Origin of the sequence: Kitasatospora setae KM-6054 (assembly GCF_000269985.1) — a bacterium.
Classification (GTDB): Bacteria; Actinomycetota; Actinomycetes; order Streptomycetales; family Streptomycetaceae; genus Kitasatospora; species Kitasatospora setae.
Window position 1 is genome coordinate 5,243,129 of the sequence record NC_016109.1, and the last position, 18,614, is coordinate 5,261,742.

The 18,614-nt window shown below is 73.8% G+C and carries 19 protein-coding genes and 1 pseudogene; 10 read left to right on the forward strand and 10 right to left on the reverse strand.

Going from position 1 to position 18,614, the window contains the following annotated elements; translation table 11 throughout:
• Positions 1-112: 112 nt before the first annotated feature.
• Both KSE_RS23405 and KSE_RS23410 read right to left on the reverse strand, forming a co-directional pair.
• Positions 113-1,408 (reverse strand): DUF4041 domain-containing protein, encoded by a 1,296-nt coding sequence (locus KSE_RS23405; protein WP_231873215.1) that lies wholly within the window; start codon positions 1,406-1,408, stop codon positions 113-115.
• A gap of 654 nt (positions 1,409-2,062) precedes the next feature.
• Positions 2,063-2,629, reverse strand: coding sequence for a Uma2 family endonuclease (locus tag KSE_RS23410; RefSeq protein ID WP_014137823.1), 567 nt, complete (start codon positions 2,627-2,629; stop codon positions 2,063-2,065).
• Between the two features lie 167 nt (positions 2,630-2,796).
• Here KSE_RS23410 and KSE_RS40295 point away from each other — a divergent pair.
• Positions 2,797-2,973 (forward strand): annotated as a pseudogene (locus KSE_RS40295) (DUF255 domain-containing protein); the annotation flags it as partial.
• 33 nt (positions 2,974-3,006) lie between these two features.
• Here the strand turns inward: KSE_RS40295 and KSE_RS23415 are convergent.
• On the reverse strand, positions 3,007-3,414 hold the full coding sequence (locus tag KSE_RS23415; protein ID WP_014137825.1) for a type II toxin-antitoxin system VapC family toxin: 408 nt from the start codon (positions 3,412-3,414) through the stop codon (positions 3,007-3,009).
• Entirely contained in the window at positions 3,411-3,683 is a 273-nt protein-coding gene (locus KSE_RS23420) for a hypothetical protein (RefSeq protein WP_014137826.1), read from the reverse strand. Before KSE_RS23420 ends, KSE_RS23415 begins: the two co-directional genes overlap by 4 nt.
• Positions 3,684-3,766: 83 nt before the next feature.
• On the opposite strand from KSE_RS23420, the gene KSE_RS38760 reads away from it, so the two are divergent.
• The 3 genes from KSE_RS38760 to KSE_RS23435 all read left to right on the forward strand — a co-directional run bounded on the left by KSE_RS38760 (position 3,767) and on the right by KSE_RS23435 (position 7,873).
• Positions 3,767-4,711: a DUF4357 domain-containing protein gene (locus KSE_RS38760; RefSeq protein ID WP_051738454.1), complete on the forward strand. Its 945-nt coding sequence runs from the start codon at positions 3,767-3,769 to the stop codon at positions 4,709-4,711.
• Positions 4,712-4,873: 162 nt separating this feature from the next.
• The gene (locus tag KSE_RS23430; RefSeq protein WP_014137828.1) at positions 4,874-6,937 is read left to right on the forward strand and encodes a thioredoxin domain-containing protein; all 2,064 of its coding nucleotides are present in this window, start codon (positions 4,874-4,876) and stop codon (positions 6,935-6,937) included.
• 39 nt (positions 6,938-6,976) lie between these two features.
• Complete coding sequence (locus KSE_RS23435) at positions 6,977-7,873, forward strand: GNAT family N-acetyltransferase (protein ID WP_014137829.1); 897 nt, start codon at positions 6,977-6,979, stop codon at positions 7,871-7,873.
• Positions 7,874-7,951: 78 nt separating this feature from the next.
• On the opposite strand, the gene KSE_RS23440 is transcribed toward KSE_RS23435, so the two are convergent.
• Complete coding sequence (locus KSE_RS23440; RefSeq protein WP_014137830.1) at positions 7,952-8,506, reverse strand: MarR family winged helix-turn-helix transcriptional regulator; 555 nt, start codon at positions 8,504-8,506, stop codon at positions 7,952-7,954.
• An 85-nt stretch (positions 8,507-8,591) separates the two neighbouring features.
• Between KSE_RS23440 and KSE_RS23445 the strand changes: the two genes are divergently transcribed.
• Together KSE_RS23445 and KSE_RS23450 are read left to right on the forward strand one after the other, a co-directional pair.
• Positions 8,592-9,302, forward strand: coding sequence for a hypothetical protein (locus KSE_RS23445; RefSeq protein WP_014137831.1), 711 nt, complete (start codon positions 8,592-8,594; stop codon positions 9,300-9,302).
• A gap of 5 nt (positions 9,303-9,307) precedes the next feature.
• Positions 9,308-10,072 carry an SDR family NAD(P)-dependent oxidoreductase gene (locus KSE_RS23450; protein ID WP_014137832.1) on the forward strand — a complete coding sequence of 255 codons (765 nt, stop codon included), beginning with the start codon at positions 9,308-9,310 and terminating at the stop codon, positions 10,070-10,072.
• 18 nt (positions 10,073-10,090) lie between these two features.
• Here the strand turns inward: KSE_RS23450 and KSE_RS23455 are convergent, their stop codons facing one another.
• On the reverse strand, positions 10,091-11,029 hold the full coding sequence (locus KSE_RS23455) for a hypothetical protein (RefSeq protein ID WP_014137833.1): 939 nt from the start codon (positions 11,027-11,029) through the stop codon (positions 10,091-10,093).
• A 253-nt stretch (positions 11,030-11,282) separates the two neighbouring features.
• On the opposite strand from KSE_RS23455, the gene KSE_RS23460 reads away from it, so the two are divergent.
• On the forward strand, positions 11,283-11,951 hold the full coding sequence (locus KSE_RS23460; protein WP_014137834.1) for a papain-like cysteine protease family protein: 669 nt from the start codon (positions 11,283-11,285) through the stop codon (positions 11,949-11,951).
• 11 nt (positions 11,952-11,962) lie between these two features.
• Positions 11,963-12,802, forward strand: coding sequence for a hypothetical protein (locus KSE_RS23465; RefSeq protein WP_014137835.1), 840 nt, complete (start codon positions 11,963-11,965; stop codon positions 12,800-12,802).
• 130 nt (positions 12,803-12,932) lie between these two features.
• Here the strand turns inward: KSE_RS23465 and KSE_RS23470 are convergent, their stop codons facing one another.
• On the reverse strand, positions 12,933-13,895 hold the full coding sequence (locus tag KSE_RS23470) for a GlxA family transcriptional regulator (RefSeq protein ID WP_014137836.1): 963 nt from the start codon (positions 13,893-13,895) through the stop codon (positions 12,933-12,935).
• An 84-nt stretch (positions 13,896-13,979) separates the two neighbouring features.
• Here KSE_RS23470 and KSE_RS23475 point away from each other — a divergent pair, with 84 nt between their 5' ends.
• Positions 13,980-15,008, forward strand: coding sequence for an NADP-dependent oxidoreductase (locus KSE_RS23475; RefSeq protein WP_014137837.1), 1,029 nt, complete (start codon positions 13,980-13,982; stop codon positions 15,006-15,008).
• A 36-nt stretch (positions 15,009-15,044) separates the two neighbouring features.
• On the opposite strand, the gene KSE_RS23480 is transcribed toward KSE_RS23475, so the two are convergent.
• Together KSE_RS23480 and KSE_RS23485 are read right to left on the reverse strand one after the other, a co-directional pair.
• Positions 15,045-15,701: a TetR family transcriptional regulator gene (locus KSE_RS23480; RefSeq protein ID WP_014137838.1), complete on the reverse strand. Its 657-nt coding sequence runs from the start codon at positions 15,699-15,701 to the stop codon at positions 15,045-15,047.
• Positions 15,698-17,347 carry an MFS transporter gene (locus KSE_RS23485; protein ID WP_014137839.1) on the reverse strand — a complete coding sequence of 550 codons (1,650 nt, stop codon included), beginning with the start codon at positions 17,345-17,347 and terminating at the stop codon, positions 15,698-15,700. The genes KSE_RS23480 and KSE_RS23485 overlap by 4 nt, the downstream gene beginning before the upstream one ends.
• Before the next feature lie 214 nt (positions 17,348-17,561).
• Here KSE_RS23485 and KSE_RS23490 point away from each other — a divergent pair, with 214 nt between their 5' ends.
• Positions 17,562-17,834, forward strand: a complete 273-nt coding sequence (locus KSE_RS23490) for a hypothetical protein (protein WP_014137840.1) — start codon at positions 17,562-17,564, stop codon at positions 17,832-17,834.
• Positions 17,835-17,851: 17 nt separating this feature from the next.
• Here the strand turns inward: KSE_RS23490 and trhA are convergent, their stop codons facing one another.
• Complete coding sequence (gene trhA / locus KSE_RS23495; protein ID WP_014137841.1) at positions 17,852-18,520, reverse strand: PAQR family membrane homeostasis protein TrhA; 669 nt, start codon at positions 18,518-18,520, stop codon at positions 17,852-17,854.
• Between the last annotated feature and the right edge of the window lie 94 nt (positions 18,521-18,614).

The window sequence follows — 18,614 nt, forward strand, 5'->3', positions numbered from 1 at the left end:
CACATCCGGACACGGCGTCCGGCCCGGCGTCCGGCCCGGCGGCACACGTCCTGGGAAGCGACACCTGCCCGGGCCGGCACGTCCCGGACGCGGTCACGCACCAGCGCGTCGCTCAAGCCGGGCTGCCGCCGCTGGCTCTCCACTCGAGCGCCTCGGGCACCTCGGTGAATTCGACCAGGTGCTGTCCGACGTATTCCTGCAGGGCGTCCCGGACTTCCGCGGGGCTGACGTAGAAGAACTCGCGTCGGGTGTTGACCTGGTTGACCCGGCGGTCCGCGAAGTGCTGGTGGAGTTTGGTCTCCAGGCCGACGGCGTCGTCGCTGAAGATGAGCGCGTGGACGTCGAAGCGGAACGGCACGGATGCGCCGCTGAGCTCGTAGATGCGGTCCAGGGGTTCGAGTCGGCGGGTCAGACCGATCTTGACCATGTGTTCGCCGAAGGCACCCACATTGGAGATGACGTAGACGTAGCCGGTGCGGATGTTCGCCGCCCGGGCCTCCACGCTGCGCAGGGCGGACTCGATGTCGGCGAGCCTGCTCTCCAGGTCCAGGACACCCTGCGGGTCGCCACGCTCACGCAGCCGCCGCAGAGCCGTCTGGACGTGGTCGTGCTCCTTGTCCAACTTCTCGCGTTCGCGGTCGAACTCGCGTTGCGCCCGCTCCTCCTCGCGCTGGCGGGCCCGTGCTTCGCGCTGGGCTTCCTTCTCCTCGTCCTTCTTCTGCAGGTAGTCGGCGGTCAGCGTCAACTCGCGTACGCGGGCGTCGTGGTAGCCGTCCGCAATGCGGATCTGCATGGTGGCGCCCAGCTTGGCGATGGTCTCGCGGGTCTTGTAGAGACGGTCGACCAACGGGCCGACGCGGTACGGGCGCATGGTGCGCACCGCTTGGTCGGCCTCGGCGTTGTAGGCGCGCAGCATCAGCTTGGAGAAGTCCCGCACCATCTTCCTGCCCTCGCGCTGCGACCCGTTGACGGTCCACTGCGAGACGGACCGCACCGCCTGCCCCGCGCGCACCATCTCCTTGATCTCCGCCCGCAGCGAGTCCAGGCGGGTGCGATAGGCGACCGCGTCCTGCAGCGGGTGCCGGTAGTCGTACACCCCGACCTGCTGCAACAGGGCGGCGTCCTCGGTCACCACGATCTGCGCCTGGGCCTCGGTCAGACGGTTCCGCACCTCGGACAGGTCCTGCTGGGCCCGCTCCAGTTCCTTCCGCGCCCTGCCCGCTTCCTTGAGGATGGCCTGCATCTCGGCGGTCTCCCGGCGTACCGCGTCGCGGGCCTCCAAGCGAAGCCCGCGGGCGTCCTCCTCGGCCTCCGCCCGGATGCTTTCGGCCTCGGCCCGGGCCAGGACCACTGCCCGCACCGCCTCCAGGGCGTCCGGGCCCTGCGTCCGAGCGATCCACTCGCGCAACTGGGCCAGCTCGTCGTCCGCCCGCCCGCGACGTCGGCCGAAGAGCTTCGGGCGGGCACCCCGGTCTTCGAAACCCGGTGGTGGAGCCGGTCGGCTGACCGCCGACACTCCGGGGTCCTCGGAGATCCACAGCTGCCAGCCGTCAGGCGGCGCCGGCCAGGACGGGTCGGGCCGCCAGTCAGCCGGGGGAGTCCAACCGGTGGGAGCGGGAGGCCAGTTCGGGGGCGGGTTGAAGCGCAGGCTCGCCACAGTGGCTCCTGGGGCGCGAGGGACAGGGCGCGCACGACCGTGCACGCAACCGCATGTGGTGGAAGCGGCGCAGCGCGTCGCCGACGAAGGGCACGACTGTTCCGAACCACTGCCACCCATGATGCGGCGCACCCTCCGCCCACGGCCATCGGAGCCGTCCCGGGCCTCCAGTGCGGAACCTTCGGTCCTCGGGCGCACCCGCCGCGAGCCGGGTACCGCGCCCGGCTCGCGGCGGGTCACTGCTGCCAGTGACTTCACACAACCAGGTGGTTCTGGCCTGGCATTTTTCCGAATAGTGCCGGCATGGACACGTATGGTGATCGGCTCGGGGCTTAGCCGCCTGGGCTGAAGACCAGCTAACCGTCCCGTTCCGAGGCCGACCGGTCACGCGTCCGGAGAGCGGGGTCAGATCACGCTGAGGTCGATCTCGACGGCGAACGGGACGGCCGTCCTGATCGCGCCCGTGAACACGTCCGCGTCGCGGTAGGACCGGCTCGCGGGGTCGAGGACGTAGGTGCAGACGAGAGGGACGCCGTTGGCGGTCTGCTCGATCCGCCAGTAGAAGGCGATGCCGGCCTGGGCGTACTGATCCGCCTTCACGATGCGGTCGGTGGTCTCCGACCCCGATGACACGACCTCGACGACCAGGAGGACGTGCTCCGGGCGGGTAGGCGTGATGTCGATGGTCTCGGCCCGGTAGACCACGACATCGGGCCGCCGGTTGGTGAGCGGCACGTCCTGCAGGCGGACGTCGAAGTCCGTGTCGGCGTTCCAGTCCGGACCGGCGGCCGCATCCAGGGCGTTCGCCAGGATCCGGGCCAGGCGGTTGTGCCGATTGGAGGCGCGCGGGCTCACGACGACCATCCCGTCCACGATCTCGATGCCCGCGCACTGCTCCTCGGACCAGGAGCCGTACTCGTCAGCGGTGATCGGGTGGTGCATCCACTGGGGAGCGACCATCTCGGCGGTCATCGGCGCACCTCCGCTGGGTGGACTCGACGGGCTCGATCCTGCTCGGCCCAGCGTACTGTTCTGCGGCCCGGGGATACTGCTCTGTGGATCGGACTGTCCAGCCGTGCCAGCGTGTTGTCGTCAAGACGCGCGGGTCAGGGCGCCCTGTCTCGCGCTCCGTACTCGCGCTGCAGCCGAACCATGCTGCGGAGCACGGGTATCGCCGCCTCGCTGATGCCACGTCGCCCTATCTCCAGCAGCACGCCGACAACCCCGTCGACTGGTGGGAGTGGTCACCGGAGGCGTTCGCGGAGGCGGAGCGGCGGCGGGGGGGGGGGGGGGGGTACGCGGCGTGTCACTGGTGCCAGTGAACTCACTAACCCAGTAGTCGGCGGTGCTTACACGTCTCTGATGATCACGCGCTTCCCGCAGAGCTTCGACCAGTCGTCCCGGTCGGAGGTCAGAACGATCACGGGGGCCGGGACACGGAGCGCGAGCGCGGCTACGAGGGCGTCAATCGCGTACTTGTGCCCGTGCAGCCCGCCTGCGTCCTGAAGCAGCGCTACTGCGGTCAGGGAGTCCTCCTGGCTGACCGGTTCCACCCGCAGCCGGGATAGCACCCACTTCAAGCGCGCCAGATCGGTCTTCCCCCGTGCGGCTTCAACGATGGTCAGCGCAGACACGAGGACGGGAACTCCGACCTGCCGGGATGCCTCGATGCGAGCCGCCATCCCGCGGTCGTTGCGCAGGAGCAGGGAGAGCGCCTCGGAGTCGAGCACCAGTGAGCGGGCCGGCTGCTCCTTCACGCAGCGCCCCGTTCGGCATTCTCGGCGTTCTCGTCTCCGAAGAGCTCGCGACGTGCGGCTTCGACCTCCTGCTCCGTGAGCGCGCCGTGCTCCTCCTCGTGGGCCGCGACGATCTCGGCGAGCCCGTCCATGGCGAGCTGGTGCCTGACGGCCTCGGTGATGTAGCTGGACAGGCCGCGTCGGCCGGCTCGAGAGCGGAGCTCACTGACCAGCTCGGTGGGCATGGACACGGAGATGTTCTCGGTGGTGCCAGCTCGGGTCGGCTTCATGCTCAGATTCTAGGACAACCTCTATTACACCGTGAGGATCACGCGCGGAGCAGGGGGGTGCGTACAGGGACTCCGAGCTGTGTGTGAGCCTTGTCGACATGCCAGGGAAAGATCACGCCAGAGAGTTCTACACAGTCGAGCTGGTTGACGGTGCTGCTGCTGGGTTGCGCCGGGTCACTCGCCGGGGCTGGACCGGACATGTCTTGGCCTTTCCACGGCTGGCATACCGCGAAGTCCGCGAGCGTGGTGAGCTGGCGCGCCCTGGTGTCTACGTCCTGGTCGGTCCCAACGGCGACAGCCTCGCCAAGCCGCACCGCTTGTACATCGGCCGAAGCGATTCCCTGCAGACCCGCATGAATGGCTATCAGACGGCCAAGGCGAAGGACTTCTGGAGCTACACCTTCGTTCTGACGAGCACGGGCGACCACCCTCTCAGCACTGCGGTGACTGCTGTCCTTGAGGGAGAACTGATCGCGCTGGTCCGCAGAATCGGGCGGGCCGTCATCAACACCAACCAGCCGCATCCGCTCGCACTGGATCCGCAGGATGCCCATTTTCTGGGGGAGTACCGCCAGCACGCCCTCGCGATCATGCTGCTGCAGGGAGCCACTTACTTCGATGAGGAACTGAGTGCGCATCCTGTACCTGTGGACCCGGCCGGCGCGGGCCCTTCGCGGCACACGTACCACCTGAAGACGAAGGCGAAGCTGGCCTTTGCGAGTGGCTACGAGAGCTCGCACGGCTTCACCGTTTTGGAGGGTTCCTTCGCGCGCAGGGAGGTCGCCGACTCCATGCCCAAGGCTTCTCTCAGGCTTCGCGAACAGCTCCTGGAGGAGAAGGTGCTGGTCATTGAGGACGACAAGCGCCTGCGGTTGACACAGGCATACACCTTCACTCACCCGTCCCCGGCTGCCAGCGTGATGACGGGGTACAGCGTCAACGGGGTGGACAGATGGAAGGACGACGACGGCTGTTCCCTGGCGGACGTGCGCAAGGCTGAGACGCAGGCCGCCACCGAGAGCCCATGAGAGCCGAGTGCGTGCTCTTCGGGCAGTGAGCCTGCATCGAAGTGTGGCGGAGCGCTGTGCTGACCGGGGACTTCGCCGCGTGGGCAAGAGCGGACCAGGGACAGGACGGTCTGGTTGTGCCGCGGGCAGGTTTCGTCACTCTCGTGCGCGAGGATGGGGGGCATGCCGAACCGTCTCGCGGACGCGACCTCGCCGTACCTGCTTCAGCACGCCGACAACCCCGTCGACTGGTGGGAGTGGTCACCGGAGGCGTTCGCGGAGGCGGAGCGGCGGGGGGTGCCGGTGCTGCTGTCCGTGGGGTACGCGGCGTGTCACTGGTGCCACGTGATGGCGCACGAGTCGTTCGAGGACGAGGGGACGGCGGGGTTCCTGAACGAGCGGTTCGTGGCGGTGAAGGTCGACCGGGAGGAGCGGCCGGACGTCGACGCGGTGTACATGGAGGCCGTGCAGGCGGCGACGGGGCAGGGCGGGTGGCCGATGACGGTGTTCCTGACGCCGGAGAAGGAGCCGTTCTACTTCGGGACGTACTTCCCGCCGGAGCCGAGGCACGGGATGCCCTCGTTCCGGCAGGTGCTGGAGGGGGTGGACAAGGCGTGGACGGGGCGGCGGGCCGAGGTCGGGGAGGTGGCGGGGCGGATCAGTCGGGACCTGGCGGAGCGGGCCTCGGTGTACGCGGTGGGGAGCGGGGTCGCCGGGGTGCCGGGGGAGGGTGAACTGGGCGCGGCTGTCGCGGAGTTGGCGAAGTCGTACGACGAGCGGCGGGGCGGGTTCGGCGGGGCGCCGAAGTTCCCGCCGTCGATGGTGCTGGAGTTCCTGCTGCGGCACCACGCGCGGACCGGGTCGGCGGCGGCGCTGCGGATGGCCGGGCGGACCTGCGAGGCGATGGCGCGCGGCGGGATCCACGACCAGCTCGGCGGCGGCTTCGCCCGGTACGCGGTGGACGCGACCTGGACGGTGCCGCACTTCGAGAAAATGTGTTACGACAACGCGCTGCTGCTGCGGGTCTACCTGCACCTGTGGCGGGCCACCGGGGAGGAGCGGGCCCGCCGCGTCGCGCTGAGCACCGCCGACTTCCTGCTGCGCGAACTGCGCACCCCCGAGGGCGGGTTCGCCTCCGCGCTGGACGCCGACTCGCTGGACGAGGCGACCGGGAGGACCGCCGAGGGCGCCTACTACGCGTGGACGCCCGAGCAGTTGGAGCGGGTGCTCGGGGCGGCGGACGCCGGCTACGCGGCCGAGCTGTTCGGCGTCACCGCCAACGGCACGTTCGAGCACGGCAGTTCGGTGCTGCAACTGCTCGCCGACCCGGAGGACCGGGACCGGTACGAGAGCGTCCGGGCGAAGCTGTTCGAGGCGCGCTCGCACCGGCCCGCCCCCGCCCGGGACGACAAGGTGGTGGCGGCCTGGAACGGCCTGGCGATCGCCGCGCTCGCCGAGGCCGGCGCGCTGCTGGAGCGCCCCGAGCTGGTCGAGGCCGCCGAGCGGGCCGCCGACCTGCTGATCGCCGTCCACCTCACCCCGGACGGGCGGCTGCTGCGCACCTCGCGGGACGGCCGGGCCGGCGCCAACGCGGGCGTGCTGGAGGACTACGCGGACACCGCCGAGGGCTTCCTCGCGCTGTACGCCGTCACCGGGGAGAGCTCCTGGCTGCAACTGGCCGGCGAACTGCTCGACCTGGTGCTGCGGCACTTCACCGACGAGGCGTCCGGCGCGCTGTACGACACCGCGGACGACGCCGAGCAGCTGATCCGCCGCCCGCAGGACCCCACCGACAACGCCACCCCGTCCGGCTGGACCGCCGCCGCCGGCGCCCTGCTCACGTACGCCGCCTACACCGGCTCGGACCGCCACCGCACCGCCGCCGAACGGGCGCTCGGCATCGTCTCGACCCTCGGCACCCGCGCCCCCCGGTTCACCGGCTGGGGCCTGGCCGTCGCCGAGGCGCTGCTCGACGGCCCCCGCGAGGTCGCCGTCGTCGGCGCCCCCGACGACCCCGCCCGCGCCGCGCTGCACCTGGCCGCGCTGCGGGCCACCGCGCCCGGCGCGGTGGTCGCCGTCGGCGAGCCCGGCGACACCGAGGTGCCGCTGCTCGCCGACCGCCCGCTGCTGGACGGCCGTCCCGCCGCCTACGTCTGCCGGCACTTCGCCTGCGAGCGCCCGACCGCGGACGCCGCCGACCTGGCCGACCGGCTGCGCGGCGGGAAGGACGCGGCGGCCGAGGGATAACCGCTGGTGGCGGGCGGGGGCGGTGGGGGACGATGGGGCATGGTCTGGACCCTCACCACCTCGCTGGACGAATTCCGCGCCGCGGCGGGCGAGTTCCTCGCGGCCGACCCCGCCGAGAACACCGTGCTGCTCACCATCGTCGACCGCGTCGAACGGGACGGCCCGCTCGTCTACGGCGACACCCCGCCGCGCTACGGCTGGTGGCGCGAGCCGGACGGCACCGTCACCGGCGCCACCCTGCGCACCCCGCCGTACGGGCAGCGCCTCGGGCGGATGACCACCGACGCGGCCGGAGAGCTGGCCCGGCTGCTCGCCACCGAGCCCGGGCCTGGGCCCGCGCCCGGTCAGCCCGGTCAGCCCGGTCAGCCCGGGGAGCTCGGGGACGTCGGCGGCGGGCGGGAGGTCGCGCTGGCCTTCGCGGCCGCCTGGGAGCGGCAGACCGGCCGCGGGTGGTTCATCGAGTCGGACGAACGGCTGTACCGGCTCGGCGAGTTGACGCCCCCGCCGGCGCCGCCCGCCGGGCGGTCCAGGCTGGCCTCGGCGGCCGACCGGGAACTGCTCGGCCGCTGGCTCGCCGCCTTCTGCGTCGAGGCCGGGGTGCGCGGCCCCGACGACCCGCTGCTCGAAGCCGACCAGCGGATCGCCGCCGGCACCCTGCTGCTCTGGGAGGACGCGGACGGACGGGTCGTCTCGATGGCCGGCGCGAGCCCGGCCGTCGCCGGGATGTCCCGGATCGGGCCGGTCTACACGCCCCGGGAGCGGCGCGGCCGCGGCTACGCCAGCGCGCTGACGGCCGCGGCCTCCGCCCACGCGCGGGCCGGCGGCGCGGCGGAGGTGCTGCTCTACACCGACCTGGCCAACCCCACCAGCAACGCGATCTACCAGCGGATCGGGTACGTCCCGGTGGGGGACTCGGCGCACGTGGCCTTCCGGTAGGGGAGGGGCGCCGCCCGGCCGTACCGGCCACCGCGGGTCAGGGTCCCGTCGCGTCGTTCCGCGCGGCGGGGCCCTTTCTCATGCCCGCCGGTAGCCCGGGTGGATGCCCGGGGTGAGGCCCTGCTGGGCGGCGACCCGGGTGAGCAGGGCGGTGAGCCGGGCGTGCTCCTCGGGGGTGAGGGCCTGGGTGAGGTCCCGTTCGTGGGTGAGGGCGGTGTCGCGGAGGCGGCCGAGCAGGGCCAGGCCCCGGTCGGTGAGGTGCAGGGCGTAGAGGCGGCGGTCCTCGGTGTTGCGGCGGCGTTCGATCAGGCCGCGCTGCTCCAGTCCGTCGGCGAAGGGGACGAAGCGGCTGGGCGGCATGCCCAGGGCGTCGGCGAGTTCGCGCTGGCTGCGGCCCGGCTGCTGGACGAGCAGGCGGAGCAGGCCGGCCTGGGCGGGGGTGAGGTCGAGTTCGGCGATCCGCTGGGCGAAGCGCTCGGCGGCGTACGCGCCGAGCTGGGCGAGCAGGAAGGCGGCGCCGCCACCGGGCCGACCGCCGCCGGGGGTGCCGGGATCGCCGCCGGGGGTGCCGGGGTCGTGGGCGTCGCCGGGGGTGTCTTCGCCGTGCCAGGGCTGCTCGCGATCCGTACTCATGGGGACATCGTAGCCGTTTGACAATCGTTCCACAGTGTAATCATTATCGTGAGTACATCGATTCGGCAGGACCCACGGAGGAACCATGAGTGCCAGCACTCCGCCCCGAGCCGCCGCGCCCGGCGCCCGGCGCCCGCAGAGCGGGCCGCCGCTGCTCGCGCCCGCGGTCGCCGTCGCCGCGCTGACGGTCGCGTACACGGCGGTCAACCGGGCGACGCCGCACCCGGACGCCACCGGCGCCGAGGTGGTCAGGTACGCGCAGGAGCACGGCGGCGCCGCCCGGCTGGGCGGGTTGCTGCTGCTGGCCGCCGCGGTGCCGCTGGCGCTGTGCGCGGCGGTGCTCTACCGGCGGCTGCGGGCGCTCGGGATCACCGCGCCGGGCTCGGCGATCACGCTGGTCGGCGGGGTGCTGGCGGCGGTCGCGCTGGTGCTGTCGGCGGCCGGCGCGTGGGCGTCCGGCCGGCTGCCGGCGGACGCGCCGCCCGCGCTCGGCCGGGCGCTGGCGGACGTGTCGTTCCTGGCCGGCGGCCCCGCGTTCGCGGCCGGGTTCGGACTGCTGGCCGCCGGGGTGTCGGTCTCCGCGCTGCTGGCCGGGCTGCTGCCGCGCGCGGTGACCTGGTCGGGCCTGGTGGTGGCCGCCGCCGGGATGCTCTCGCTGCTCGCCCTGGTGGCGGACGGCTTCATGTACCTGCTGCCGGTGGTCCGGTTCGGCGGGCTGGTGTGGCTGCTGTTCGCCGCCGCGCTGCTGCCGCTCACCCGTCGGCACTCCAACCGTAGTGACAACCAGGGGAGTTGATCGTCATGACCGGGAGCTACCCGGAGCTGGCCGGCCGCACGGCCGTGATCACCGGCGGTTCGCGCGGGATCGGCGCGCACACCGCCAGGGCGTTCGCCGCGCAGGGCGCGTCGGTCTGCGTGGTCGGGCGGGACGAGGCGGCGCTGGCCGGCGTGGTCGCGGAGATCACCGCCGCGGGCGGCACCGCGCTGGCCGCCCCGGCCGACGTGACCGACGCCGCCGCGCTGGACGGGGTCCGGGCGGCCGTCGCCGAGCGGTTCGGGCCGGTGGACGTGCTGGCCGCGTTCGCCGGCGGCCAGGGCTTCCCGGTGCCGAGCGCCGAGCTCACCGAGCAGCGCTGGCGCGAGGTGCTGGACTCCGACCTGACCTCGGTGTTCCTCACCGTCCGGGCCTTCCTGCCCGGCCTGCTGGAGCGCGGCGCGGGCACCGTCCTGACCATGTCCTCGGCGGCCGGTCGGCAGCCCAGCGGCGCCAACCTGGCGTACGGGGTGGCCAACGCGGGCGTGGTGATGCTGACCAGGCAGCTGGCCACCGAGCTCGGGCCGCACGGCATCCGGGTCAACTGCCTGGCCCCGTCCGCGATCCTGACCGAGCGGGTGACGGCCCGGATGCCCGCCGAGGTGCGGGCCAAGGTCGCCGCGACCCACCCGCTGGGCCGGCTCGGCACCCCGGCGGACGTCGCGGACGCCGCGCTGTTCCTGGCCTCCGACGGCGCGGGCTGGCTGACCGGCCTGACCGTCGACGTCGCGGGCGGCCGGATCACCAACTAGGGTCAAGGGAAGGGGGGTTCACTCCCAGTCCCAGCGCAGGCCGAGCAGGCAGGGCGGCAGGTCGGCGGCCACCAGGTGCGCGCAGTGGTGGCCGTCCAGGGTCAACTCCTCGATCTCCAGCGGGGACTGGCCCGGGGTGCGCTGGGTGAAGCGGTCGCAGCGGACGGGCAGCGCGGTCGGGTCGAAGGTCACCTGCAGGACGTACTGCCCGGCGCCCGCGTTGAAGCCCCGGACGTACTCGTGGCTGGGTCCGGCCGACGGCGCCTCGTCGAAGCCGTAGCCGAGCAGGTGGGTGTCGCCGGTGCGCAGCCGGCGGTCCAGCAGCAGTTCGGCGACCAGCAGGTTCGCGGCCGGGTCGCGGCGGATCCGGCCCGGCCGGCAGTTCTCCTCGGCCCGGACCCGGACCCGTTCGATGTCGCCGCCCGGATCGCCCTGGTAGAGGGCCAGGTAGCGGTCGATGCCGTCGCGGTGCGCGCGCAGCACGTGCTGGGAGTCGCGGCGCAGCAGCCGCCGGTCCGGGCCGACCCGGATCCGCTCGATGTGGGTGATGGTGTGCAGCCCGGTGTCGGGCGGCCCGGACAGCACCGCGAGCAGCCCGTCGACCGCCTCGGCCGGGCTGATCAGGTCCCGGTACGGGCGCACCGCCGGCCCGGCCGGGGCCGGCCCGGGGGCGCTGCGGCGCGGGCCGAGCAGCCGGGTCAGCGAGTGCTCGGGCAGCTCCAGCACCTCCTCCAGCACCGCGACGGCGCGCAGCGACTCGGCCCGCTCCGGCCGCCGCAGCCCCTGCTGCCAGTAGCTCAGGCTGGTCACCCCGACCCGGACGCCGCGCTGCGCCAGCCGCTCGCGCAGCCGGTGCAGGGCGAGGCCGCGGGCGGCGATCGCCGCCCGCAGGGCGAGGTGGAACGGCCCGGTGCGCAGGGCGAGGGCCAGCTCGGGCGGTGCGGACGGCTGCTGCAACGGCCACCTCCTCGATCGACCGCGGTTTGACCGTGAATATTCACACCTCTGGGCCGCCCTGTCATCGGCCCGGACGATATCCGTGCTGCCCAGGGCCGTCGCGTTCACACCCGGGCCGGGCCCGTTCACACCCCGACTCCCTTGCCGGAGAAGGCCGTTGACCTGCGCACCGGCCCGGCCGGATGCTCGTCCAGCGCCGTCCGGACGCCGCCCCCCACATCCACTCCTCGCCCCTGCCAGGAGGACCACCCCCATGCCACACCTCCCGATCCGGCTCCGCCGGACGGTCGCCGCACTCGCCCTGGGCGTCCTCGCCCCGGCGCTGAGCGTGGCCGCCACCACCCCCGCCCAGGCGGCCCCCGACACCGCCGCCCGGCACGAGGCCGCCGCGGCCGCCCCCGCCGCGGCGCAGGCCCCGGCGCTGGCCCCGGCGCTGGCCGGCACCGCGCGGACCCTGAACATCACCATGCAGGCCCAGCAGCAGAGCAACTGGTGCTGGGCGGCGAGCGGCAACACCATCGCCACCTACTACGGCTACAGCTACAGCCAGAACCAGTTCTGCAACCTCGCGTTCGGCCGCTCGGTCAACTCCAGCTGCCCCAACAGCCAGGCCAGCCTCGCCGAGGTGCAGAACGCGCTGTACCGGATCGGCATCAGCAGCGGCTCGTACGTCAGCGGCTACCTGCGCTACACCACCGTGCAGGGCGAGATCGACGCCGGCCGGCCGGTCGAGACCCGGATCCAGTGGAGCTCCGGCGGCGGCCACATGAACGTCCTCTACGGCTACGACCTCAGCAACAACTGGCTGTACTGGGGCGACCCCTGGCCGTCCAACTACCGCTACAACTGGGGCGACTACAACTACTACGTGAGCAACGGGTCGTTCTCCTGGACCCACTCCCTGTACCGGATCGGCGCGTGAGGAGCCCCGCCATGAACAGCCGTCACCTCCGCGCCGCGACCGCCCTCGCCGCCGCCGCGCTCGCCCTCGCCCCCGCCCTCCTCCTCGCCCCGGCCGCGCACGCCGCCGACGGCCCGGCCGCGCCCGCCGCCGGCGACCTCGCCGCCGCCCGCAGCGCCACCCAACAGAGCGCCGTACTCGACCAGTTGGGCCACTTCTTCGCCCGCAAGGGCGTGCCGCCCACCCAGCAGCTCGGCATCAGCGCCGCCGACGAGGCCAAGGCCGCGGCCGCCGCCGTACCCCGGCTCACCGGCGACACCGTGCCCGTCTACACCCTCAGCGCGGACTTCGTGGCGGGCCGGCCCGGAGCGAAGGTCGCCGAAGCCGGCTTCACCGCGACGGCCGCCGTCGCCGCCGACGGACAGCGCGCCTCGGTCTGGAGCGCCAAGCAGAACGGCGGCTGGCGGGTCGTCAACATCGCCTCCGGCAGCGACGAGACCGACTACGCGGCCGCGGCCGCCGCCGACGGCGGCACCGCCTTCCGCGAACCCCAGCTCGACGCCTGGTACGAACTCAAGGGCGACCGCGTCCTCCCGCTCGACGAGGACGCCCGCCGCTCGGTCGGCGCGCACGGCACCACCGTCGCCTCCTACCAGCAGCTCGTCCGGCAGCGCTACGGCGACAAGCTGCCCGGCTCCGGGTACGACGCCTCCGGCAAGGCGGGCGGCTTCGCCCTCCCGGAGACGACGGCCCCCGCCGGCTCGGACGGCCCGGTCGGCGCCCCGCTGGTCGCCGGCGCCGCGCTCGGGCTCACCGCGCTGGCCGGCACCGCGATCGGCCTGCGGCGGCGCAAGGGGCGCATCGCGTACTGATCGGGCGCACCGCGCCGTACTGACCCGCACCGCGCCGCACTGACCCGCACTGACCCGCGCCGTGCCGTCCGCCGTTCCCCGGGACCCCGCCCCGGAGAACGGCGGACGTGTGCCCGAGCCCGGCCCCGGCCTACCGCTTGCCCGCGAAGGTGCGGCGGTAGGCGAGCGGGGAGACCCCGATCGCGGTGTGCAGGTGCTGGCGGAGCGAGACGGGGTTGGCGAAGCCGACGCGGGTGGCGATCTGGTCGATGCTGAGGTCGGTCGCTTCGAGGAGCTGCCGGGCCAGGGCGACGCGCTGCTGGGTGAGCCAGCGGCCGGGGCTCTGGCCGGTCTCCTCGTGGAAGCGGCGGGCGAAGGTGCGGGGGCTCATCGCGGCGTGGGCGGCGAGTGCGGCGAGGGTGTGCGGGAGGTGCAGCCGGGCGAGGGCCCAGGCGCGGGTGGGGGCGGTGCCGGTGGTGCCGGGGGCGGGGACGGGGCGTTCGATGTACTGGGCCTGGCCGCCGTCGCGCCAGGGCGGGACGACGCAGATCCGGGCGGCCCGGTTGGCGGCGTCGGCGCCGTGGTCGGCGCGCAGCAGGTGGAGGAAGAGGTCGACGCCGGCGGCGGCGCCGGCCGAGGTGAGGATGTCGCCGTCGTCGACGAACAGCACGTCGGGGTCGAGCCGGACGCGCGGGAAGAGCGTGCGGAAGCGGTCGGCGAGCGCCCAGTGGGTGGTGGCGGGGCGGTCGTCGAGGAGGCCGGCCGCGGCGAGCACGAAGGCGCCGGTGCAGATCGAGACCAGCCGGGTGCCGGGCCGGACCAGGGCGAGCGCGGCGCTGGCCGCCGGGTCGGGTTCGGCGGTGTCGGGGATCGGCCCGAACGGCGGGATCACCACCGTGTCGGCGTCGGCCAGGACCTCGGGCCCGTGGTCGGGGGTGAGCGCGAAGTCGGCGTCGGTGCGGACCGGCCGGCCGTCGACGGTGCAGGTGGCCAGCTCGTACAGGCCGTCGGTGGAGCCGAAAACCCGCCGGGGGATGCCGAGTTCGAACGGGTACACGCCGTCCAGGGCGAGCACGGCGACCCGGTGCGGGGCGGACGTCGGGCTGGTGGCCACGGGGGCACCTCCTGGCAGGATCCCATCGGACGGTGTCCATCTTGCCACTCCCGGCCGGTGCCCGGCGGCCGCCAGGCTGGGGGCATGAGCGACGAGACGATCCACCAGCCGACCCGCGCGACGACCCACCAGCCGACCTACCAGCCGACCCGCGAGACGACCGGCCAGGCCACGGCCACCATGCGCGCGGTCGGCCAGGACGCCCTCGGCGGCCCCGAGGTGCTGCGGGTGGTGGAGCTGCCCCGGCCGGTGCCGGGCCCGAGCCAGCTGCTGGTGCGGGTGCGCGCGGCGGGGCTGAACCCGACCGACTGGCGGCACCGCGCCGCGAAGATCTTCCTGCCCGACCCCCCGTTCGTGCTCGGCTGGGACGTGGCCGGCACGGTCGAGGCGGTCGGCATCGGCGTCACCCTGTTCGCGCCCGGCGACGAGGTGTTCGGCATGCTGCCCTACCCGCACGGCGTCGGCTCGCACGCCGAGTACGCGGTCGGCCCGGCCCGGGCGTTCGTCCGCCGCCCCGACGCGGTGGACGTGGTGCAGGCGGGCGCGCTGCCGCTGGCCGCGCTGACGGCCTGGCAGGCGCTGGTCGACACCGCGCGGGTCCGGCCTGGTGACCGGGTGCTGGTGCACGCCGCCGCCGGCGGGGTCGGCCACCTCGCGGTGCAGATCGCCAAGGCCCGCGGCGCGTACGTGATCGGCACCGCCAGCGCGGGCAAGCACGCGTTCCTGCGCGGCATCGGGGTGGACGAGCCGGTCGACTACCAGGCGGTGGACTTCGCCGAGGCGGTCCGCGACGTCGACGTCGTGCTGGACACCATCGGCGGCGACTACCAGCTGCGCTCGCTGCGCACCCTGCGCCGGGGCGGCCTGCTGGTGTCGATCCGGCCGGTCCCGGCCGAGGGCCTGGCCGAGGCGGCGGAGCGGCTCGGCGTGCGGACGGCGATGCTGCTGGTCGAGGCCGACCAGGAGGGCATGCGGGGCGTCGCCGACCTCGCCGAGCGCGGGCTGCTGCGGGCCGAGATCGCCGGGACGTTCGCGCTGGCCGACGCCGCGCGGGCGCACGCGGTGGGCGACGGCGGCCGGGTCACCGGCAAGCTGGTGCTGCTCGCCGACTGAGCCCGGCGGCGGACCCCGGTCGGCGGCGGACTCCCGTCAGCGGGAGCCGAGTTCCTGCAGGTGCAGCAGCGAGCGGTCGAGCAGGTCGGCGAGGTCCTCGCGGGCGCCGCCGTCGGCCCAGTGCAGCGAGGTCTCGGTGAGGGCGGCGGAGACCGCGGCGGCGGTGATCCGCAGTTCGAGGGTCGGGGCGGCCAGGCCGGCCCGTTCGGTGAGCAGGTCGAGCAGCAGGCCGCGCGGCTGCCCGGAGCCCTCCAGCATCCGGGCCCGGACGGACGGCACGGACGTCGCCAGCCGCATCCGCCGGTACAGCTCGTCGCGCTCCACCGCGGCGATCCGGCGCACCAGCCCGACCAGCACCGTCCGGGCCGAGACCAGGAACGGCTCGTCCGCCGGCCGGGCCCGGATCGCCTCGGCCATCAGCGGGTCGTACTCGTCGGTGAGCAGCAGGTCCTCCTTGGTCGGGAAGTACCGGAAGAAGGTGGACGGGGAGACCTCCGCCGCGGCCGCGATCTGGTCGACGGTGGTGGCCTCCCAGCCCTGCTCGGCGAACAGCCGCATCGCCTCCCGGCGCAGCGACTGGCGGGTCTTCAGCTTCTTGCGCTCGCGCAGCGACAGCGGGGCCTCGACCAGCTCCTCCAGCGAGGAGGGGGCCGGGTCGGACGGGCGGGGCCGGGGGCTGCGCGGGGTGGTCATGCCGACGATTCTCCGGGATCACCCGCCGCCCGGGCCACCGGCCGCACCGGCCCGCCGGAGCCGGCCGGCACCGGCGCGGGCACCGGGCCGGCGGGGTCGGCGGGGTCGGCGGGCGCCGGGTCGGTGCCGGGCATCCGGGCCGCGACCAAGGCGGCGGAGAGCACCGCGACGATCCCGGCGACCAGCAGCACCAGCGTCATGCCGTGCAGGTAGGCGGCGTGCGCGGACGCGGCCAGCGCCGGGTCGCCGAGCCGGGCGGCGACCGCGTCGGCGGCGGTCACCGAGCCGCGGGCCGGCCGCGCGGCCGGGTCGGCGAGGCCGGAGACGTCCAGCTCGGCGCGGTAGCCGGCGGCCAGCAGGGCGCCGAAGGCGGCGACGCCGACCGCGCCGCCGACCTGCCGCAGGGTCTGCAGCAGCCCGGAGCCGACCCCGGCCTTGGCGGCGGGCAGCAGCAGCAGCGCGGAGGCGGTCGCGGTGATCAGCACCAGGCCGAGTCCGGTGCCGAACGGCACCAGCCACAGCGCCGTCCACCCGTAGCCGTCGCCGGCCGAGGTGCGGCTGCCCAGCAGCAGGGCCGCCCCGGTCAGGGCCAGGCCGGCGGCGATCACCGCGCGCGGCGAGGAACGGCGCACCAGCCGTTCGCCGGCCCGGGAGGCGATCAGCAGGCCGCCCATCATCGGCATCAGGCGCAGTCCGCTGCCGAGCGCGTCGGTGCCCAGCACGCTCTGGAAGTAGGCGGGCAGCACGAAGAAGCCGCCGAGCAGCACCACCGAGACCAGGGTGACGGCGACGGCGCACCAGCGGAACACCGGTTGGGCGAGCAGCCGCAGGTCGAGCATCGGGTGCGGGTGGCGGCGGCTGCGCCGGACCAGCCAGGCCAGTGCGAGGACCGAGCCGGCCAGCGCGGCGAGCACCCGGGCGTCCGCCCAGCCGAGGTCGCCGCCCTCGATGACGCCCCAGGTCAGCGCGGACAGGCCGAGCGCGGCGAGGGCGGCGGCGAGCGGGTCGAGCCGGGGCGCGGCCGGGTCGGCGGACTCCGGGAGCAGCAGCAGGCAGGCGGCCGCGGCGAGCAGCACCAGCGGCACGTTCACCAGGAAGACCGCGTTCCACCGGAAGTGCCGCAGCAGCAGCCCGCCGACGATCGGGCCGAGCGGCACGCCGACCGCGGTCATGGTGGTCAGCAGGGCGGTGGCGCGGCGCTGTTCGGCGGGCGGGAAGACGGCGGGGACCACCGCCATCGACATCGGCATCACGAACGCGGCGGCCAGCCCCATCGCGGCCCGGGCGGCGATCAGTTGGGCGGGCCCGCCGGCCAGGGTGCCGAGCAGCGAGGCCGCGCCGAACAGGCCGAGCCCGAGCACCAGGGTGCGGCGGCGGCCGAACCGGTCGCCGAGCAGTCCGGCGGGCAGCAGGGCGGCGGCGAACACCACCGTGTAGGCGTCGACGATCCACTGCTGCTGCCCGGTGCTCGCCTCCAACTGCCGGGCCAGGTCGGGCAGGGCGGTGTTCAGCACGGTGGTGTCGAAGCCGATCACCAGCGTGCTCAGCGCGACCGCGACCAGCGCGATCCAGCGCCGGGGGTGCGGGGCGGACGGCGTGGACGGCGTGGCCGGTGGGGACGGGGTGGCCGGTGGGGACGCGGACATGGCGGAACCTCCATCGGAGAGTCTCAGTCAAATGACAGTAACTCTCAAAAGATGGCGACCGTCAAGCGAAGAGCGACCTCCGGGATTCCCACCTCTGGAATTGACGCGTTGTTGATCCCCTGTTCGCCCTCGGAGCGTGCTGAACATGTCACTGTAGGTGGGGAGTTCTCTGACGACCTGTCAGAAGACCTGTCGGCCGGCGGGAGGTTTGCCAATGGAGTACGGTGCGGCGCGGTTCTGGAGCGGCGTGGTCGGTGTGCTGGCCGCGGTGGCCGTCATAGCCGGGTACCTGCTGGGCGGAGCCCGCCTGGTCTGGGGCGTCTCCGCGGTCGAGGTGCTGGCGGTGATGGCCTGGGTCGGCTACCGGTTCCGGGGCCGGACCCACCAGCGGACGGCAGGCGAAGGGCCCGACGCGGCGCACTGCGAGCGCTGCCGGCGGGCCCGGGAGCGGCTGGAGGGCAGGGCCGTCCAGCCGGTCAGGTACTGACGGGGGGAGCTGGGGGTTCAGGCGGCGACGGTGTACGCCGCCAGCGAGACCCCCACGTACTGCACGATGAACGCGCCCAGGGTGAAGGCGTGGAACACCTCGTGGAAGCCGAACCAGCGCGGTGACGGGTTCGGGCGCTTGAGGCCGTAGATCACCCCGCCGACCGTGTAGAGCACGCCGCCGACGACGATCAGGGTCAGGACGGCCGGGCCGCCCTTGTGCAGGAAGTCCGGCAGGAAGAACACCGCCGCCCAGCCCAGGGCCAGGTAGCACGGGGTGTACAGCCAGCGCGGCGCGCCGACCCAGAACACCCGGAACGCGATCCCGGCCAGCGCGCCGCCCCACACCAGCCACAGCAGCACCTGCTGCCGCGCGCCGTCCAGCAGCAGGATGGTGAACGGGGTGTACGTCCCGGCGATGATCAGGAAGATGTTGGCGTGGTCGAGCCGGCGCAGCACCGCCTCGCCGCGCGGGCCCCAGGTGAACCGGTGGTAGACCGCGCTCACCCCGAACAGCATCCAGGCGCTCACCGAGTAGACGACGCAGGCGACTCGCGCCGCCGTCGAGTCGGCCAGGCAGATCAACACGATTCCGGCGGCCAGGGCGGCCGGGAACATCCCGGCATGCAGCCAGCCGCGCCACTTGGGCTTCACGAGCTCCAGCGCTTCCGCGGTCATGGGCAGCATCTTACGGAACCGTAGGTTACTGGCGCGTAGTGAAGTGGCCACTCTCACTTTTATACGTGATGGACAAAATCGACCGCGTGATCAAGGTCTCCCC

Coding starts and splice junctions, on each gene's coding strand:
- KSE_RS23485 (WP_014137839.1), bottom strand. CDS start 17,347: ATGTCCGCGTCCCCACCGGCCACCCCGTCCCCACCGGCCACGCCGTCC.
- trhA (WP_014137841.1), bottom strand. CDS start 18,520: ATGCTGCCCATGACCGCGGAAGCGCTGGAGCTCGTGAAGCCCAAGTGG.
- KSE_RS23410 (WP_014137823.1), bottom strand. CDS start 2,629: ATGACCGCCGAGATGGTCGCTCCCCAGTGGATGCACCACCCGATCACC.
- KSE_RS23445 (WP_014137831.1), top strand. CDS start 8,592: ATGAGTGCCAGCACTCCGCCCCGAGCCGCCGCGCCCGGCGCCCGGCGC.
- KSE_RS23420 (WP_014137826.1), bottom strand. CDS start 3,683: ATGAAGCCGACCCGAGCTGGCACCACCGAGAACATCTCCGTGTCCATG.
- KSE_RS23430 (WP_014137828.1), top strand. CDS start 4,874: ATGCCGAACCGTCTCGCGGACGCGACCTCGCCGTACCTGCTTCAGCAC.
- KSE_RS23450 (WP_014137832.1), top strand. CDS start 9,308: ATGACCGGGAGCTACCCGGAGCTGGCCGGCCGCACGGCCGTGATCACC.
- KSE_RS23460 (WP_014137834.1), top strand. CDS start 11,283: ATGCCACACCTCCCGATCCGGCTCCGCCGGACGGTCGCCGCACTCGCC.
- KSE_RS23440 (WP_014137830.1), bottom strand. CDS start 8,506: ATGAGTACGGATCGCGAGCAGCCCTGGCACGGCGAAGACACCCCCGGC.
- KSE_RS23480 (WP_014137838.1), bottom strand. CDS start 15,701: ATGACCACCCCGCGCAGCCCCCGGCCCCGCCCGTCCGACCCGGCCCCC.
- KSE_RS23435 (WP_014137829.1), top strand. CDS start 6,977: ATGGTCTGGACCCTCACCACCTCGCTGGACGAATTCCGCGCCGCGGCG.
- KSE_RS23465 (WP_014137835.1), top strand. CDS start 11,963: ATGAACAGCCGTCACCTCCGCGCCGCGACCGCCCTCGCCGCCGCCGCG.
- KSE_RS23475 (WP_014137837.1), top strand. CDS start 13,980: ATGAGCGACGAGACGATCCACCAGCCGACCCGCGCGACGACCCACCAG.
- KSE_RS23490 (WP_014137840.1), top strand. CDS start 17,562: ATGGAGTACGGTGCGGCGCGGTTCTGGAGCGGCGTGGTCGGTGTGCTG.